Here is a 17,983-nt window from a genome sequence, read left to right on the forward strand (position 1 = left end):
GATCAGGCTTCGTTTTTAAGTTGTTCAGCGGCGTGATTTGCAGCTCTGGCGCTAAAAGCCATATAGGACAGTGACGGGTTCACACAGCTTGCAGAAGTCATGAACGCCCCGTCGGTTACATATACATTCGGAACAGCATGCAGTTGATTGTTCGCATTGAGAACCGATGTCTCAGGGTTTCTTCCCATTCGGGCCGTCCCCATTTCGTGTATTCCCAGTCCTGGTGCTCCAGGATCGTCCCAAGGCTGAATATTCGTGTAACCGGCCTTGGTCAGCATATCGACCGCCTGATCGACCATGTCCTTCCGCATTTCGTATTCGTTCTCTTTCCATTCTGCATCGAAGGTGACTGTTGGAAGACCCCATTTATCGAGCTTGTCGTAATCCAGGGTCATTTTGTTTTCGTGATAAGGCAGGCACTCCCCAAATCCGAGCAGTAGCATACGCCAGGCTCCCGGTTTGGTCATGGCTTCCTTGTATTCGGATCCATAGGCCAATTCCGCCACCACTTCATTGTAGTTACTTCTGCTGGCTCCTCCTTGATAACCGTAGCCTCTTGTGAAGTTAGGCTGATCGGTCTCGCCTCCTATATTTCTAAACCGAGGAATGTAGATCCCGTTCGGTCTTCTTCCTTTATAGTATTTGTCCTCAAATCCAGGTACATCTGCCCAGGCACCTGCCTTAAAGTGGTGGTCCATGATGTTGTGACCCAACTCTCCAGAGTCGTTGCCCAAACCATTCGGGAACCGCTCGCTTTTAGACTGCATCAAAATGCTGGCAGAAGCAATGGCCGAGGCACACAGGAAGATCACCTTGGCATTGAATTCCAATTTCTCATTGGTCTCTGTATCAATGACCCTAACCCCGGTCGCTTTACCGGTAGCATCGTCGTACATCACCTCATGTACAATAGAGTTTGGTCGTATAGTCAAATTACCCGTACGCTCTGCGGCAGGTAAGGTAGATGAGTTACTACTGAAATAACCCCCAAACGGACAGCCACGCATACAGCGATTTCTGAACTGGCAATTTGAACGGCCTTCGAAAGTTTCCGTACCTGTAATATGAGCTGCACGTCCAATGGTTAATACCCTACCATCGTCGTAGTTCTCTTCCATCTTGCCTCGCAAGTCTTGCTCTGCACAGTTCAGTTCCATCGGAGGACAGAATTTTCCATCCGGAAGAACCTCCAGCCCTAATTTCTCACCGCTGACACCAATAAATTCTTCCACCTTGTCGTACCAGGGTGCGATATCGGCATAACGAACAGGCCAGTCTACAGCAACACCTTCGTTCTTATTGGCTTCAAAATCGATATCACTCAAGCGATAGCTCTGACGACCCCATACCAAGGATCGACCACCTACGTGATATCCCCTCAACCAATCAAAACGCTTGGTCTCATTGTAAGGGTGGTCCAAATCATTTACAAAGAAGTGCCTGTGAGCTTCATCGGTTGTATAACCGGAGCGCGATTGTTTAAGCTGCTTGGCCTTCTCTTCCTTCGGCAAATTCCCCTTGTACTTAAAATCCCAGGGGTCCATGTTCATGGTGTGGTAGTCCTTGATGTGCTCTACCATTCGTCCTCTTTCCAGAACCAGGGTCTTCAGGCCATTCTCGCAAAGTTCCTTTGCAGCCCATCCACCACTGATACCAGAACCAACAACGATAGCATCGTACATTTCATTGGTGTTAGGTGTATTCAAAATAATCTAGAATTATTGTTAATCTTTCAATAGAAAAGCTATCAAATATATAAATTTTCAATCCGATATTTCAATATTTAAAAAAAGACTATTTTAGGGAAAATTTTACGCACAACAACCACACTAATCCCCTTTAAATACAATGAAAAAACTCGCGTTCGGCGTCCTTGTGTGCGCCTTATTTTTTATCGGATGTAAGGAAAAAAGCACCGAAACCTCCGATACAGAAGTTAACCCATATTCCGTTGAAGTTGAAGAGACAGAATCTCCCTTTTTCAAGATATCCCTTGCGCAATGGTCATTGCACAAAATGGTGTTGGAAGACGGACAGGATCCGCTCGGTTTCGCTGGTGAAGCCAAAGCTCTTGGTTTTGAAGCCGTCGAATACGTTTCGGCCCTTTACACACCTCACCTGGACAGTTTAGGTGTCGATGGGTTGATCGAAGCTATGAAAGCCGAACAAGAAAAGCATGGCGTCTCTTGTGTTCTAATCATGGTTGATAACGAAGGTGACCTGGCTGATCCAAACGAAGAAGCTCGGGATCAGGCCGTAGAGAATCATAAGAAATGGGTAGATGCGGCAGCCGCTCTGGGCGGACACTCCATTCGGGTGAACACCTTTGGCACCAACGAAGTAAAAGAATGGCAGCCGGCCGTGCAGGATGGACTTACCAAACTAGCTCAATATGCTGCTACTAAAAACATCAATGTTCTGATCGAAAATCACGGATGGCTCTCATCCGATGCTCCGGAAGTGATGAAAGCTATCGCCGCTGTGAACATGGAAAATGTCGGTACATTACCGGATTTCGGCAACTGGTGTGTCAAACGCGCCGATGGGGCCAAATGGGGAGAATGCCTGGAAGAATATCCTGACTATTACCAAGGAATAGAACTCATGATGGCGGAAGCCAAGGCTGTTAGTGCGAAGTCATACAAGTTTGATACAGAAGGCAATGAGACCAAATTGGACTATGCCCGTATGTTGCAAATAGTGAAGGATGCCGGATATACCGGACATATCGGAATCGAATACGAAGGTGACGAATTGACCGAGAAAGAAGGTATCAGTGCCACGATGAATTTGCTCATCAAAGCTGCTCAAACCCTTAACTAGAAACTATGAAGACAGCAATCTACGCCAAGCTTTCCTTTATGATGTTCCTGGAGTTCTTTATCTGGGGAGGTTGGTTTGTGACCATGGGTATCTATTTGCCCAACACACTTGGAACAGATGGTTCTGAAACAGCGCTGGCTTATTCTACCCAATCCTGGGGAGCCATTATCGCTCCATTTATCATCGGGTTGATCGCCGACCGTTTCTTTAACGCGGAGCGGATTTTGGGAATACTTCATTTGGTTGGCGCGTTCTTGATGTACCAATTGGCTAATGCCGATAATTTCGCCCAATTCTATCCCTATGTACTGGGATATATGATCGGTTATATGCCAACCCTGGCCCTGGTGAACTCGGTTAGTTTTAATCAGTTGGACGACCCTTCTAAACAATTTGGGTTTATCCGTGTTTGGGGAACTGTGGGTTGGATCGTAGCGGGGATCGTGATCTCGAGGGTTTTCCTTTGGGATTCTGAAGAAGGAATCGCCAATGGTATGCTGAAGAATACCTTCTTAATGACTGCCGTGGCTTCGGCCGTATTAGGGGTATTTAGTTTTCTATTACCCAAGACTCCACCCAAGAAGGGCGAGCGAGCCAGCATCAGTGAGATACTCGGATTGGACGCTTTAAAATTATTGAAGGACAGGAATTTCCTGATCTTCTTCCTGGCGTCTGTATTGATCTGTATCCCCTTGGCTTTTTACTACCAGCACGCCGGGCAGTTCCTGGGAGAGATTGGGGTCGATAAACCTGCAGAGAAGATGACCATCGGTCAGATGTCCGAAGTGATCTTTATGTTATTACTGCCCTTCTTCTTTAAACGATTTGGCTTTAAAAAGACCATACTTGTTGGAATGCTGGCCTGGACTATTCGCTATTTGTTATTCGCATATGGCGACTCAGGAGAATTGCTGTTCATGTTGATCATCGGGATCGCATTGCACGGGATCTGTTACGACTTCTTCTTTGTTTCCGGACAGATCTATACCGACAGTAAGGCCGGCGAACAATACAAGAGCTCGGCCCAGGGATTGATCACTTTAGCCACTTATGGAGTTGGTATGCTGATCGGTTTCTGGATAGCCGGTCAGATCACTGATAAATTTGCATTGGGCGAAGGGGCCCATGCTTGGGATCAGATCTGGATATATCCGGCCATTTTCGCGGGTGTGATCTTTATTCTGTTCGCCCTTTTATTTAAGAACGAAAAAGTAGAATACAAACAATAATATTCAATGAGCAATAAAATTCGTTGGGGGGTTTTAGGCGGTGGAGGTGATTCCCTGATCGGGGTGTTGCACCGTGTAGCCGCCTCTATGTTTGATGCATACCAGCTGACAGGAGCCGTATTTAATCCTGATCACGAGACCAGTAAAGCCTTTGCCAGGCAGATTGGTATTCCTACGGATAGGATCTATTCAGATCATCATGAAATGATCAGACTGGAAATGCAATTGCCGGAAGATGAGCGGATACAGGTAGTAAGCGTACTTACTCCTAATTTCCTCCACTTCCCAATGGCTAAGCAGTTACTGGAGAATGGTTTCTCCGTGATCTGTGAAAAACCCATGACCATGACCTATGCCGAGGCTCTGGAGTTAGAGGCAATACACCAAAAAAGTGGCGCTGTATTTGCGCTGACCCATACTTACACGGGCTACCCTATGGTCCGGCAGATGAAGCAGATGATCGCCCAAGGCGTGATCGGGGAGATCCAAAAGGTAGATGTGCAGTATTACCAGGGGTGGATAAATCCTATTATTCACGACCCTCAATTGCGTAAGACAACTTGGCGTCTAGACCCTGAAAAATCAGGGATCAGCTGCTGCATGGGCGACATCGGAGTGCACGGCTATCAAATGTTGGAATTTGTGACCGGCCTTGAGGTCAAATCCATTCTCGCCGATCTGAATCACCTCTATGAGGATAATCAAATGGATATAGATGGCACCGTGCTGTTGCGGTTTGACGGAGCGGCCAAAGGAGTGCTTCGAGCCAGTCAGATTGCGACTGCAGAGGAGAATAACTTCTCCGTTGCGGTTTACGGAAAATCCGGCAGCCTGAAGTGGGAACAGGAAAACCCGAATTATCTTTATCTACTTACTGAAGACAAGCCATTGCAGACCTTGAAGCCTGGCCATAGTTATAACGACAAAATGTCCCTAGACGGGACTAAGCTTCCTCCGGGTCATCCGGAAGGGATCTTTGATGCTATGGGCAATATCTATAAAGGAGTTGCCAAAGCAGTCCGGAATCAACCTTATGAAGCCGGAGAATTTCCGGGAATGCGAGATGGGGTTCGCGGCATGCATTTTATTGAGGAAGCCGTTGCCTCTCATGCCAACGGAAATGTTTGGACAGATCTATAAGCTATGAAGACAATAAAAGGACCGGCCGTATTCCTGGCTCAGTTCATGGATGATAAGGCGCCATTCAATAGTTTGGATGGGCTGTGTGGATGGGCTGCAGACCTGGGGTACAAAGGAATTCAGATCCCCACTTGGGAAACCCGCCTGATCGACCTGACCTTGGCAGGAGAAAGCAAAGATTACTGCGACGAATTAAAGGGCAAGATCAACTCTTATGGCCTAGAGATAACAGAACTATCTACACACCTGCAAGGTCAGTTGGTGGCGGTTCATCCAGCCTACGACCTGATGTTCGACAACTTTGCCCCGGACGATTGCAAGAACAATCCGGCCAAACGCACAGAGTGGGCACGTCAACAAGTGATCTCTGCCGCAAAGGCAAGCGGTCATCTAGGGTTGAGCGCCCATGCTACATTTAGTGGAGCACTGATGTGGCATATGTGGCATCCCTGGCCTCAGTTGCCTTCTGGTTTAGTAGAAATGGGATTCGAAGAACTGGCCAAACGCTGGCTTCCACTACTCGATGTTTTCAAGGACAATGGAGTAGCGGTCTGCTACGAGATCCATCCGGGGGAAGACCTGCACGATGGAGTGACTTTTGAACGTTTCCGGGAAGCCACAGGGAACCACGAGGCTGTGAACATACTCTATGATCCCAGTCACTTCGTGCTACAGCAATTGGACTACATCACCTATATTGATCACTATCACGAATTCATCAAAGCCTTTCATGTAAAGGATTCAGAATTCAATCCCACAGGCAAAAAAGGTGCATTTGGTGGCTATGGAGACTGGAAGGACAGGGCCGGAAGATATCGCTCCCTGGGTGACGGACAGATAGATTATAAGACCGTTTTTAGCAAACTGACCGAATACGGATGTGATGTCTGGGCCGTCATGGAATGGGAATGTGTCATCAAGAGTCCGGAACAAGGTGCTCGGGAAGGCGCTAAGTTTATTAGTGATCACATCATTGAAGCCACCCAAAAACGATTTGACGACTTTGCAGGTGCAGAGATCGATAAAGAACAACTACGCAGAATACTAGGATTATAAAACAAACCACATGAAACGCTTACCCTTTCTATTATTAACCGCATTGATCGTTGTTTCCTGTAAATCCAAAGAAAAGGAAGTAACGGAAGAAGCAGAAGATACAGCAGCAAATACCGAAGTCATGACCGAAGAAACAGAAGAACCTCAATGGATGGTACTTTTTGACGGCACCTCTACCGAGCAATGGAGAGGATATATGCAGGACGACATCTACCCGGAGTGGACCATAGAAGGTGACGCTCTCGCCTTTACTCCCGGAGAAGAAGGTGGAAAGAATATCATCACCAAAGAAAAATTCAGGAATTTCAAATTATCCATGGAATGGAAAGTCTCCGAAGGAGGCAACAGCGGAATTTTCTGGGCAGTGGTCGAGGACGAAAGGTTCCCTGAAGCCTACCAGACAGGACCGGAGATCCAGGTTCTGGACAATGAGCGTCATCCTGATGCTAAAGTTGCCGGCGGAACCCACACTGCCGGGGCCCTTTATGACATGATCAAGCCAAAAGTAGATGCTACCAACCCTGCGGGAGAATGGAATCTTTGCGAGATCACCGTGGATTATGCCAATAATTATGGCAGTGTTACCATGAACGGTGAAAAGATCGTTGAGTTTCCTGTAACAGGACCAAAATGGGATGCCATGGTTGCCGGGTCCAAATTTGCGGATTGGGAAGGTTTTGCGATGTCTGAAGAAGGGCATATCGGCCTACAAGATCACAGCGACAAGGTCTGGTACAGAAACATTAAGATCCAGGTATTGGAATAAGTCCGTTCGAAATATTTTATACGGACCCGTCCTGTAACAGGACGGGTCTTTTCGTTTATACTAGGGCTAATTCCTTACCTTTGAAGGAATATTTATTTACTTATGATTCAATCCATGACGGGCTTTGGAAAAAGCATCGTACAACTCCCTTCAAAGAAGATCACGGTCGAGATCAAATCGCTTAATAGCAAGAATCTGGACATCAATGCACGCATACCTTCTACCTACAGAGAAAAGGAGTTAGAACTAAGAAAACTCATTGCTTCTTCTCTTGTGAGAGGGAAGATCGACCTTGGGCTTTTTATTGAAATGACCGGGGAGAGCACTTCTACCAAGGTCAACCCTGAAGTAGTGCGGGAATATATGGCTCAGCTTTCAGGATTAGTGGAAGGTGACGAAATGGAGCTTTTAAAGATGGCCATGCGCTTGCCGGATTCCTTAAAGACTCAACGAGAGGAAATTAATGAGGACGAATACAAAGCCATTCTGAACTGTGTAAAGGAGGCCTTGGAGGCCATCAATAAATATCGAACAGATGAAGGCAACACCCTCAAGATCGACTTTGTACAACGGGTTGAATCCATCAGATCATTACTAGATCAGGTTATTGCAATGGATCCTGAACGTATCGAACAGGTTCGTGAACGATTGAGGAAAGCGGTTTCGGAACTTAAGGAGAATGTAGACGAGAACCGTTTTGAACAGGAGTTGATCTATTACCTGGAAAAATACGACATAACTGAAGAAAAAGTGAGGCTTACAAGCCATCTGGATTACTTTTTAGAGGTGCTTGAGGGCTCACAGTCCAACGGAAAAAAGCTTGGGTTTATTAGCCAGGAAATGGGCCGTGAGATAAACACCATCGGCTCCAAATCCAATTACGCGCCCATGCAGAAAGTGGTTGTTCAGATGAAGGACGAATTGGAAAAGATCAAGGAACAAGCCTTGAATGTACTCTGATGAAAGGAGGAAAATTAATCGTTTTTTCAGCCCCTTCGGGTAGCGGTAAGACTACAATTGTTCGTCATCTGCTGGGTCAGGAAGATCACAACCTTGAATTCTCCATTTCGGCTACATCGCGCAAACCGAGAGGAGAAGAACAAGATGGCGTAGACTACTATTTTATCAGTACTGAAGAATTTAAACAGCACATCAAAGAGAACGATTTCCTGGAGTGGGAGGAAGTCTATCGAGATAATTTTTACGGCACCCTAAATGCGGAAGTTGAACGGATCTGGGCTGAAGGTAAAAATGTGATCTTCGATATCGATGTGGTTGGAGGCTTAAGGGTAAAGAAAAAATATCCGGACAGGACCTTGGCGGTATTTGTTCAACCTCCCAGCGTGGACGAATTGAAGATCCGACTAAAGAATCGCAAGACCGAAAGCGAAGAAAAGATCAATATGCGAATCGCTAAAGCATCCATCGAGATGGCCACCGCTCCGCAATTTGATCATATCATTGTTAATGACAAGCTGGAGGATGCTTTGAAGGAAGCCGACAGCTTGGTATCCGGTTTTTTAAAGAACAATCACCAAGATTAGATCATGGCCAGCGGGAAACGCGTAGGACTGTATTTTGGAACATTCAACCCTATTCATATTGGGCATCTTAATATTGCCAATTACCTGGCGGAATTCTCCGATCTGAATGAGGTTTGGATGATCATTACCCCGCATAACCCACTCAAAAAGAAAAAGACCTTATTGGAGGATCATCACCGGTTGACCATGGTGCGCATCGCGGTAGAGGAATTTCCAAGGCTAAAAGCCAGCAATGTGGAGTTTGACCTGCCTCAACCCAATTATACGGTCAACACCCTGGCCTATTTGGAGGAACAATATCCAGGGTTCGATTTCTGCCTGATCATGGGGGCCGACAATTTGGCCAGCCTGCACAAATGGAAGAATTACGAGTTAATTCTAAAACGATACCCTATTTATGTTTACCCAAGGGTAGATGAGCGGGCTAAACCAATCGCCTTATTGGAACACCCTAATGTACATGTGGTCGATGCCCCTATCATGCAATTGTCCTCTACCTTTATTCGCAAGTCCGTAGCAGATGGAAAGAATATCCGCCCCATGTTACCCGCTGGAGTCTGGAACTACCTGGACGAGATGAATTTCTACAAATAAAGAACCGCCCTGGGTCTCCTAAGAGAAGGCAGAGCGGTTTTCAACTAAATAACCAACCAAAAGCTTTCTTAGTTGCATAACAGCAATAAGAATCAACTTTCAATATCATAACGTGTGTCTTTCTTCCTACATTGTTCTTTGGCCTCATAATTCAATGTTAAAATGTAAAGTCCAGGCATCGGCCTTAATTTTCCTATTTTTGGTTGACTAACGAAACACTATGTCCAAAGACATGAAGGTTGCCGTATTTGGTGGAGGAAGCTGGGCCACTGCTATTGTAAAGATGCTCAGTGAGAATCTGAAAGAAATAGGCTGGTACATGCGCAACGAATCGGTGATCGAACACCTTAAAGATCACGGTCACAACCCGAACTACCTCAGCTCAGTGGAGTTCCACACAGATCAGTTGATCCTCACATCAGACATCAACGCCATGGTCGACTATGCAGACTATCTGATCTTTGTGATCCCTTCTGCATTTGTAGAGTCTGAATTGAAAAAGATCGAATCGCCTTTAAAAGGAAAGATCATTTTTTCTGCCATCAAAGGAATAGTCCCAGAAAGCAGTCTGATCGTTGGAGATCATTTCCTTACCCATTACCAGATCCCGTTCGAGGATATCGGGGTTATCACGGGACCCTGTCATGCCGAAGAGGTCGCTCTAGAGCGTCTGTCTTACCTGACTATTGCTTGTGCAGACGAGTCCAAGGCCGAGAAATTGGCAGATGCACTCTCCAGTAGTTATATCCGCTGTTCTACCAGCGACGACATTATTGGCACCGAATACGCCGCCATGCTGAAGAATATCTATGCGATTGCGGCGGGTATAGCTCATGGTTTAGGCTATGGCGACAATTTCCAAAGTGTCCTGATGAGCAATGCCATTCGAGAGATGAAACGCTATGTAAAGAAGGTACACAAAATGAAAAGGGACATCAATGGTTCCGCCTACCTGGGAGATCTTTTGGTGACCGGCTATTCCATCTTCAGTCGCAACAGGATGTTCGGGAACATGATTGGAAAAGGTCATACGGTGAAAAGTGCCATGATGGAGATGAATATGGTGGCCGAAGGATACTATGCGACCAAAAGTGCCTATGCCCTTAACGAACTCAAAAAGAACAATAAAGCCAAGACGCCAATTATCAACGCCGTGCACGGCATCCTCTACGACAGCAAAAATCCTAAAAAGGTGTTCAAAAAATTAAGCGAGAAACTGAACTAAATGACCATCTAAATATTTGGTTTTCAGACTGCTGAATTGTTTATGGAAAGACATGTCTTCTCTTTGTAAGAATTTCCTTGACTTCTTGGTAAATACCAACGTCGTTATACGCACCAAAAAGATGATGCTAGATGCTCAATAAATGTTAAGATTTTTTTAACTTACCCCCAATTAGATCTAATCAATTATTTAATCACTATGAAAAAAATTACATTTTTATTAATCCTGCTTACTGGTTTCGCGGGTTTTTCCCAGGCAAATGACCTCTGCGTCAATGCCGAGGTGATCACCGGTGACGGTACTATCATGGGTGACGCTACCGGAGCAACTCAAACCGGGCCGCGATGCAACCCCAATGCTGATAATGAGGTATGGTACACTTTTACTGATACCTCTGGCACAGGTAGTATGGTCACCCTTAGTACTTGTGGCACCGCTTTTGACACTGTTCTGGAAGTTTATTCCGGATCATGTGCAGCGCTTAACTGTGAAGCAGACAACGATGATTTTTGCGGACTTCAATCTGAGGTAACCTTTATGACTGACGGTTCCTCAGACTACTACATAACCGTTGCTGATTGGGGCGGATTTGGTGGAGCCGGACCTTTCACGCTGGATGTAGCAGGCTTCCCTGGTGCGCCCATTGGTAACCCACCTATCATTTCGTGCCCAATGAATATTGTTGTTGACACGGACACCGCCGAGTGTGGTGCCGTTGTGAACTTCTCTGATGCCACGGCAATCGATGTGGAAGATGGCCCACTGACCACTACACAAACAATGGGTCCTGTATCAGGTAGCCTGTTCCCTACAGGTGATACTATTATCGAATTTGAAGTTACCGACAGTGACATGAATATTGTTACTTGTCAGTTTACAATTACTGTAAACGATACGGAAGACCCTGTTGCAGTTTGTCAGGACATAACAATTGAGCTTGATGCCGTTACGGGCATGGCCATGATCACACCAATGGATGTAGATGGCGGTTCTAATGATAACTGTTCTATTGACACCATGACACTGGACATCGACACCTTCGATTGTTCTAACATTGGTGCTAACACGGTTACATTGACGGTTACTGACCCTTCAGGAAATTCCGCTCAGTGTAGTGCGACAGTAACAATTGAAGACAATACTGCTCCAAACATTGTATGTATCGGACAGCCTGCAGCGGTTACCGATTTTGCTTCTGTTACTCCAGGTCTAGGTATCGACCCTCCTGATTCTGTCAGCAGCGTTATAACTCTAGGCGCCGATGAGACCATTACCGATCTCAATGTAGTTCTGGATGTAAGCCACACTTGGGTTGGTGATCTGCAGATCACACTTCAATCTCCTGCCGGTACAACGGTTCAACTCTTTGACGGAAGCGTACAGGATTGTCTCAATGACGATATCCTCGCTACTTTCGATGATGAAGCCAGCGTACTAGGTGACGACGAGTGTAACCCAGGACCTGCCGTTAGCGGTATGGTGATACCAACTGATGCCCTATCGGCCTTTGACGGCGAAAGCACCTTAGGTGACTGGACCCTGACCATTACTGATACCTTCATTGGTTTTGATTCCGGAGTCCTGAATGAGTGGGGAGTTGAATACACTTATGACGTACCAGCCACTCCATTGGATGTTATTTTGGATGCCTCTGGTATGGCAACAATTGACGCCTCTGATCTTATTCTCGTTATAGACGACAACTGTGGTACTTCAGTCACTGTTGGTGGAGATGTGAATCCATGTGAGCAAAACAACCCAAGTAACGCCTTCGAAAATGGCGCCATCAAGGATCCAGCTTCTGGATTCCGTGCAGCTAACGACCTGGTAGTTTCTATGGGAAGTGATTTCGAACTAACTGGTATCACAGCCAACTTGTTCCACGAAGTAGGAGCGACTATGGCCTCTGTTGACTTCTTCTTCTACGAAGATGCAAGCGGAGTACCTGGTGCTCAGATCGGAAGTCAATTGGGTGTTGTGCCTACTGCTCAGGCTGTCGTTGGAAGTAACTTCGGATTTGATGTTAGTGAAGTGAGCTTCGATTTGGCCCCATTCACATTTGCCAGTGATCCTGGTTCCGATACGACTTATTGGATCGCAATGATCTGTTCTTCTTCTACCGCAGGACTGACTGCTTGGGAGATGACTTCAGCTTCTATTCAGGGTAATGAGACCCTTAGCTCTTCTGACGGAGTTAACTGGACAGCTGTTGGAGGTGGTGGATTTGACGGAGTATATACCTTCTCTGGTAACTGCATCACTCCAGTTGAGTCAACCATCAGCTTTGACTGTTCACAACTGGGTCAGAACCAAGTGAACGTAACAGTTACTGATGCTGCTGGAAACGAAGCTACTTGTACAGCTACTGTTAACGTCATTGACGAAACTGCTCCGATTATCACTTGTGGACCTCAGGATCAGCCTGTAAGCGCAAGCAGCTCTCCAGGTACCGCTATCCCAGATAGCGACCCTGCAGGAATCACCGATGTGATCAACATTGCAGAAGATCAAACACTCAATAACCTGACGGTCGATCTGAACATCACCCACACCTGGGTTGGTGACCTGATCGTTACCCTGCAATCTCCAGAAGGTACTACAGTAACCCTGGTAGACCGTATCGGTGCTGATGGTGGTGGATTCGGATGTTCTGATGCTGACCTGGATGTCACTATCGATGATACCGCTGCCAGCCCACTGGAAGATGCTTGTACTGGAGGAGGACCGATCACTGGTACCTTTACCGGTATTGATGCACTGTCAGCTTTCAACGGTGAGAACGCCCAAGGTGACTGGATCCTGACGGTATCTGATAACGCTGGTGGAGATACTGGGGAGATCACCAGCTGGGGAATCAATTACCTGACGCCTCCAACTACTACTGAAGTGATCATCGAACTCGATGAGAACGGAGAAGCTGAGATCGATGCATTTGATATCATCTCTTCTGTAGATGAGGCTTGTGGTATCTCTACCTCGGCTGTAGACATTGACGAGTTCACTTGTGCCGATATCGGTACGCCTATCGTCGTGACTGCTTTCGTTAGCGATGCCAGTGGTAATATCGCAGCTTGTTCAGCTACTGTATTGGTAGTGGACAACCTGGTGCCAGTACTGACCTGTCCTGAAGACCAAACTGTCGATCCAGGTACAGACTCGCTGTTCTACACGGTGCCAGATTACTTCGGTAATGGTGAGGCTACAGTTTCTGATAACTGTACAGATCCGATCACGATCACAACGCAAGATCCAGCTCCAGGTACTGAACTGCCTGATGGTGTCTACACTGTGACCCTGACCGCTGAAGATGAAAACGGTAACGTAGCTACCTGTTCCTTCGAACTGACTGTTGAAAGTATCCTGGGTACGAACAACAACCCATTCGATGTAGGTATTAGCGTTTATCCTAACCCTGCCGTGAATAACATCACCATCGATAACAGAACAGGTGTTAACCTGGAGTCGGTGATGATCTTCGATATGAACGGTAGAACTGTGATCAACCAATCACTGAATAATATGGCCCAAGGACAACGAACAATCGATGTCTCTGCACTGGCCTCCGGTGTATACATGGTTCAGATCCAAGGAAACGACCAAACAGCTGTCAAGAGACTGATCAAGCAATAAGCAAACATCAGATCCTTATAAACCTAAAACCCCTCCAAACGGAGGGGTTTTGCTATATAAAATGCTGCGACTCAAATATTTAAACAGTCGATTTGTCTTTTCTATCAAACTACTGCTTTCAGCATCTTCCTAAAAAACTGGATATCAGATGTTAAGTAAATCTAAATTTTCTTACCTTTCTGACTATTAGATCTAATCATATAATTAATCAAATATGAAAAAAATTACGCTGTTGTGTTTATCCATGCTAGCGATAGTGTGTACGGCACAAGCTCAAGTCAGAGGTGACAATCCTACCAGACTTGACAGAAATGCGACATCAGGGCTTTCGATCTTGACCGAAGCAACTGGTGCTCTCTCAACACCAACTCCCAATGCGGGTCGTATGATTACTTGCGACGGAGTTCTTCCCGATTATGTGAATACCACATTAAACGGTTTTGGCGTTGCGAGCCAAATCTTTCCGGATTTCGGAAACGCGACACTTCAAAGTGCCGACGATTTTGTTCCTACTGACGACTCCATCATGTGTGAAGTCGACATCGTAGGGATCTTTTTCGGAGGAGGTTTTACGCTAGATGATCCAGCCATCAGTATCCGTTTTACGGTTTACGAAGATGCGGGTGGAGAACCAGGAGCGGTATTTTACACCGAAGATTTCCCTGGGTCCATAGCCGGACCTAATAATCCGTCGTTTACCCTTTCTCCAACGGGCGTCCCAGTTTTGACTGGTGGAACTACCTATTGGATGAGTGTTCAAGCGATTATGCCATTTGGCGGTTTTGGACAATGGGGTTGGGCTAACGCCACGGATGGAAACGGAAATGTTTGGCAATTCCAAGATCCTGATTCTCTAATCAGCGGACCATGTGTCACTTGGGGTGATGGTGCTGCTGATTGTGGAATAGGGTCTGCTCCAGACCTCTACATGGAAGTCTCTTTCAACGCTTTAGTAGGGACACCTCCTGTAATTTCCTGTCCGATGGACATCACAGTTGATAACGATGCAGACGCTTGTGGAGCCATCGTAAACTTCACGGCTGCTTCTGCCATTGACCTGGAAGATGGTCCTCTGACACCAGTCCAGATAGAAGGTCCTCCAACAGGAAGCTTCTTCTCTACTGGGTCAACTTTGATCACTTATGAAGCTGTTGATAGTGACGGTAACATCGTAAGGTGTTCCTTCAACGTAACAGTTAATGACACTCAGGCTCCTGATGCCGTTTGCCAAGACATTACTGTTGAGCTTGATGCCGTAACCGGTATGGTTATGATCAGTCCGATGGATGTGGATGGTGGTTCTTCTGATAACTGTTCTATTGACACCATGACACTGGACATCGATACCTTCGATTGTTCCAGCATTGGAGCTAACACGGTTACATTGACAGTTACTGATGCTTCAGGAAATTCTGCTCAGTGCTCTGCCACAGTGACTATCGCGGATAACACCGCACCGATGATCACTTGTATTGGACAGCCGACTACTGCCATGGATAGTGAAAGTGCTGCACCTGGTGCCGCTATTCCTGACAATGACCCAGCAGGTCTTTCTAATGTGATCACTATCGGTGCCGATGAGACCATCGTCGACCTGGATGTCCAGCTTAACGTGACTCACACCTGGGTAGGTGATTTGATCGTTACCTTGGAATCTCCTGCAGGAACCACCATCACCCTGATGGATCGTCCTGGCTTTGTTGATTCCGGATTCGGATGTTCTGCAGACGATGTAGATGCAATCTTTGACGATGAAGCCAGTAATCCGGTAGAAGACGAATGTGGTGTACCAGGTATTGGTGGCATGGTGATCCCTCAGGAAGCACTTACAGCCTTTGATGGAGAAAGCACTCTGGGAGACTGGACCCTGACCATTTCGGATAATGCCGGTGGAGATACCGGTACATTAGACAGCTGGACGTTGCTTTATTCCTACGATGTTCCTGGAACTCCACTTGATGTAGTGTTGGATGCCTCTGGTATGGCAACTATTGACGCCTCTGATCTTATCCTCGTTATAGACGACAACTGTGGTACTTCAGTCACTGTTGGTGGAGATGTGAATCCATGTGAGCAAAACAACCCAAGTAACGCCTTCGAAAATGGCGCCATCAAGGATCCAGCTTCTGGATTCCGTGCAGCCAACGACCTGGTAGTTTCTATGGGAAGTGATTTCGAACTAACTGGTATCACAGCCAACTTGTTCCACGAAGTAGGAGCGACTATGGCCTCTGTTGACTTCTTCTTCTACGAAGATGCAAGCGGAGTACCTGGTGCTCAGATCGGAAGTCAATTGGGTGTTGTGCCTACTGCTCAGGCTGTCGTTGGAAGTAACTTCGGATTTGATGTTAGTGAAGTGAGCTTCGATTTGGCCCCATTCACATTTGCCAGTGATCCTGGTTCCGATACGACTTATTGGATCGCAATGATCTGTTCTTCTTCTACCGCAGGACTGACTGCTTGGGAGATGACTTCAGCTTCTATTCAGGGTAATGAGACCCTTAGCTCTTCTGACGGAGTTAACTGGACAGCTGTTGGAGGTGGTGGATTTGACGGAGTATATACCTTCTCTGGTAACTGCATCACTCCAGTTGAGTCAACCATCAGCTTTGACTGTTCACAACTGGGTCAGAACCAAGTGAACGTAACAGTTACTGATGCTGCTGGAAACGAAGCTACTTGTACAGCTACTGTTAACGTCATTGACGAAACTGCTCCGATTATCACTTGTGGACCTCAGGATCAGCCTGTAAGCGCAAGCAGCTCTCCAGGTACCGCTATCCCAGATAGCGACCCTGCAGGAATCACCGATGTGATCAACATTGCAGAAGATCAAACACTCAATAACCTGACGGTCGATCTGAACATCACCCACACCTGGGTTGGTGACCTGATCGTTACCCTGCAATCTCCAGAAGGTACTACAGTAACCCTGGTAGACCGTATCGGTGCTGATGGTGGTGGATTCGGATGTTCTGATGCTGACCTGGATGTCACTATCGATGATACCGCTGCCAGCCCACTGGAAGATGCTTGTACTGGAGGAGGACCGATCACTGGTACCTTTACCGGTATTGATGCACTGTCAGCTTTCAACGGTGAGAACGCCCAAGGTGACTGGATCCTGACGGTATCTGATAACGCTGGTGGAGATACTGGGGAGATCACCAGCTGGGGAATCAATTACCTGACGCCTCCAACTACTACTGAAGTGATCATCGAACTCGATGAGAACGGAGAAGCTGAGATCGATGCATTTGATATCATCTCTTCTGTAGATGAGGCTTGTGGTATCTCTACCTCGGCTGTAGACATTGACGAGTTCACTTGTGCCGATATCGGTACGCCTATCGTCGTGACTGCTTTCGTTAGCGATGCCAGTGGTAATATCGCAGCTTGTTCAGCTACTGTATTGGTAGTGGACAACCTGGTGCCAGTACTGACCTGTCCTGAAGACCAAACTGTCGATCCAGGTACAGACTCGCTGTTCTACACGGTGCCAGATTACTTCGGTAATGGTGAGGCTACAGTTTCTGATAACTGTACAGATCCGATCACGATCACAACGCAAGATCCAGCTCCAGGTACTGAACTGCCTGATGGTGTCTACACTGTGACCCTGACCGCTGAAGATGAAAACGGTAACGTAGCTACCTGTTCCTTCGAACTGACTGTTGAAAGTATCCTGGGTACGAACAACAACCCATTCGATGTAGGTATTAGCGTTTATCCTAACCCTGCCGTGAATAACATCACCATCGATAACAGAACAGGTGTTAACCTGGAGTCGGTGATGATCTTCGATATGAACGGTAGAACTGTGATCAACCAATCACTGAATAATATGGCCCAAGGACAACGAACAATCGATGTCTCTGCACTGGCCTCCGGTGTATACATGGTTCAGATCCAAGGAAACGACCAAACAGCTGTCAAGAGACTGATCAAGCAATAAGCAAACATCAGATCCTTATAA

12 protein-coding genes are annotated in these 17,983 nt (G+C 46.6%); 11 read left to right on the forward strand and 1 reads right to left on the reverse strand.

Annotated features, from left to right (window positions below; translation table 11 throughout):
• Nucleotides 1-2 precede the first annotated feature (2 nt).
• Nucleotides 3-1,682, reverse strand: a complete 1,680-nt coding sequence (locus tag BST85_RS10805; RefSeq protein WP_104813252.1) for a GMC oxidoreductase — start codon at nucleotides 1,680-1,682, stop codon at nucleotides 3-5.
• Between the two features lie 166 nt (nucleotides 1,683-1,848).
• On the opposite strand from BST85_RS10805, the gene BST85_RS10810 reads away from it, so the two are divergent.
• The 11 genes from BST85_RS10810 (at nucleotide 1,849) to BST85_RS10860 (ending at nucleotide 17,962) form a co-directional block, all read left to right on the forward strand.
• Nucleotides 1,849-2,823, forward strand: a complete 975-nt coding sequence (locus BST85_RS10810; protein WP_104813253.1) for a sugar phosphate isomerase/epimerase family protein — start codon at nucleotides 1,849-1,851, stop codon at nucleotides 2,821-2,823.
• A 5-nt stretch (nucleotides 2,824-2,828) separates the two neighbouring features.
• The gene (locus BST85_RS10815; RefSeq protein WP_104813254.1) at nucleotides 2,829-4,052 is read left to right on the forward strand and encodes a nucleoside permease; all 1,224 of its coding nucleotides are present in this window, start codon (nucleotides 2,829-2,831) and stop codon (nucleotides 4,050-4,052) included.
• Between the two features lie 6 nt (nucleotides 4,053-4,058).
• Nucleotides 4,059-5,192: a Gfo/Idh/MocA family protein gene (locus tag BST85_RS10820; RefSeq protein WP_104813255.1), complete on the forward strand. Its 1,134-nt coding sequence runs from the start codon at nucleotides 4,059-4,061 to the stop codon at nucleotides 5,190-5,192.
• 3 nt (nucleotides 5,193-5,195) lie between these two features.
• Complete coding sequence (locus tag BST85_RS10825) at nucleotides 5,196-6,248, forward strand: sugar phosphate isomerase/epimerase family protein (RefSeq protein ID WP_104813256.1); 1,053 nt, start codon at nucleotides 5,196-5,198, stop codon at nucleotides 6,246-6,248.
• Nucleotides 6,249-6,258: 10 nt separating this feature from the next.
• Nucleotides 6,259-7,014 (forward strand): 3-keto-disaccharide hydrolase, encoded by a 756-nt coding sequence (locus BST85_RS10830; protein WP_104813257.1) that lies wholly within the window; start codon nucleotides 6,259-6,261, stop codon nucleotides 7,012-7,014.
• Between the two features lie 102 nt (nucleotides 7,015-7,116).
• Entirely contained in the window at nucleotides 7,117-7,974 is an 858-nt protein-coding gene (locus BST85_RS10835) for a YicC/YloC family endoribonuclease (RefSeq protein ID WP_104813258.1), read from the forward strand.
• A complete protein-coding gene (gene gmk, locus BST85_RS10840) occupies nucleotides 7,974-8,558 on the forward strand; it encodes a guanylate kinase (protein ID WP_104813259.1) in 585 nt (194 codons plus the stop codon). The genes BST85_RS10835 and gmk overlap by 1 nt, the downstream gene beginning before the upstream one ends.
• Nucleotides 8,559-8,561: 3 nt before the next feature.
• On the forward strand, nucleotides 8,562-9,152 hold the full coding sequence (gene nadD / locus BST85_RS10845; RefSeq protein WP_104813260.1) for a nicotinate (nicotinamide) nucleotide adenylyltransferase: 591 nt from the start codon (nucleotides 8,562-8,564) through the stop codon (nucleotides 9,150-9,152).
• Nucleotides 9,153-9,372: 220 nt separating this feature from the next.
• Nucleotides 9,373-10,377: an NAD(P)H-dependent glycerol-3-phosphate dehydrogenase gene (locus BST85_RS10850; RefSeq protein WP_104813261.1), complete on the forward strand. Its 1,005-nt coding sequence runs from the start codon at nucleotides 9,373-9,375 to the stop codon at nucleotides 10,375-10,377.
• Nucleotides 10,378-10,575: 198 nt separating this feature from the next.
• Nucleotides 10,576-14,007, forward strand: coding sequence for a proprotein convertase P-domain-containing protein (locus BST85_RS10855; RefSeq protein ID WP_104813262.1), 3,432 nt, complete (start codon nucleotides 10,576-10,578; stop codon nucleotides 14,005-14,007).
• 214 nt (nucleotides 14,008-14,221) lie between these two features.
• Nucleotides 14,222-17,962: a proprotein convertase P-domain-containing protein gene (locus BST85_RS10860; RefSeq protein WP_104813263.1), complete on the forward strand. Its 3,741-nt coding sequence runs from the start codon at nucleotides 14,222-14,224 to the stop codon at nucleotides 17,960-17,962.
• Nucleotides 17,963-17,983 lie beyond the last annotated feature (21 nt).

Source organism: Aureitalea marina, assembly GCF_002943755.1.
Taxonomy (GTDB): Bacteria; Bacteroidota; Bacteroidia; order Flavobacteriales; family Flavobacteriaceae; genus Aureitalea; species Aureitalea marina.

Bases quoted from the DNA above. Each gene is read 5' to 3' on its own strand.
- BST85_RS10805 (WP_104813252.1), bottom strand. From the start codon at position 1,682: ATGTACGATGCTATCGTTGTTGGTTCTGGTATCAGTGGTGGATGGGCT.
- BST85_RS10810 (WP_104813253.1), top strand. From the start codon at position 1,849: ATGAAAAAACTCGCGTTCGGCGTCCTTGTGTGCGCCTTATTTTTTATC.
- BST85_RS10815 (WP_104813254.1), top strand. From the start codon at position 2,829: ATGAAGACAGCAATCTACGCCAAGCTTTCCTTTATGATGTTCCTGGAG.
- BST85_RS10820 (WP_104813255.1), top strand. From the start codon at position 4,059: ATGAGCAATAAAATTCGTTGGGGGGTTTTAGGCGGTGGAGGTGATTCC.
- BST85_RS10825 (WP_104813256.1), top strand. From the start codon at position 5,196: ATGAAGACAATAAAAGGACCGGCCGTATTCCTGGCTCAGTTCATGGAT.
- BST85_RS10830 (WP_104813257.1), top strand. From the start codon at position 6,259: ATGAAACGCTTACCCTTTCTATTATTAACCGCATTGATCGTTGTTTCC.
- BST85_RS10835 (WP_104813258.1), top strand. From the start codon at position 7,117: ATGATTCAATCCATGACGGGCTTTGGAAAAAGCATCGTACAACTCCCT.
- gmk (WP_104813259.1), top strand. From the start codon at position 7,974: ATGAAAGGAGGAAAATTAATCGTTTTTTCAGCCCCTTCGGGTAGCGGT.
- nadD (WP_104813260.1), top strand. From the start codon at position 8,562: ATGGCCAGCGGGAAACGCGTAGGACTGTATTTTGGAACATTCAACCCT.
- BST85_RS10850 (WP_104813261.1), top strand. From the start codon at position 9,373: ATGTCCAAAGACATGAAGGTTGCCGTATTTGGTGGAGGAAGCTGGGCC.
- BST85_RS10855 (WP_104813262.1), top strand. From the start codon at position 10,576: ATGAAAAAAATTACATTTTTATTAATCCTGCTTACTGGTTTCGCGGGT.
- BST85_RS10860 (WP_104813263.1), top strand. From the start codon at position 14,222: ATGAAAAAAATTACGCTGTTGTGTTTATCCATGCTAGCGATAGTGTGT.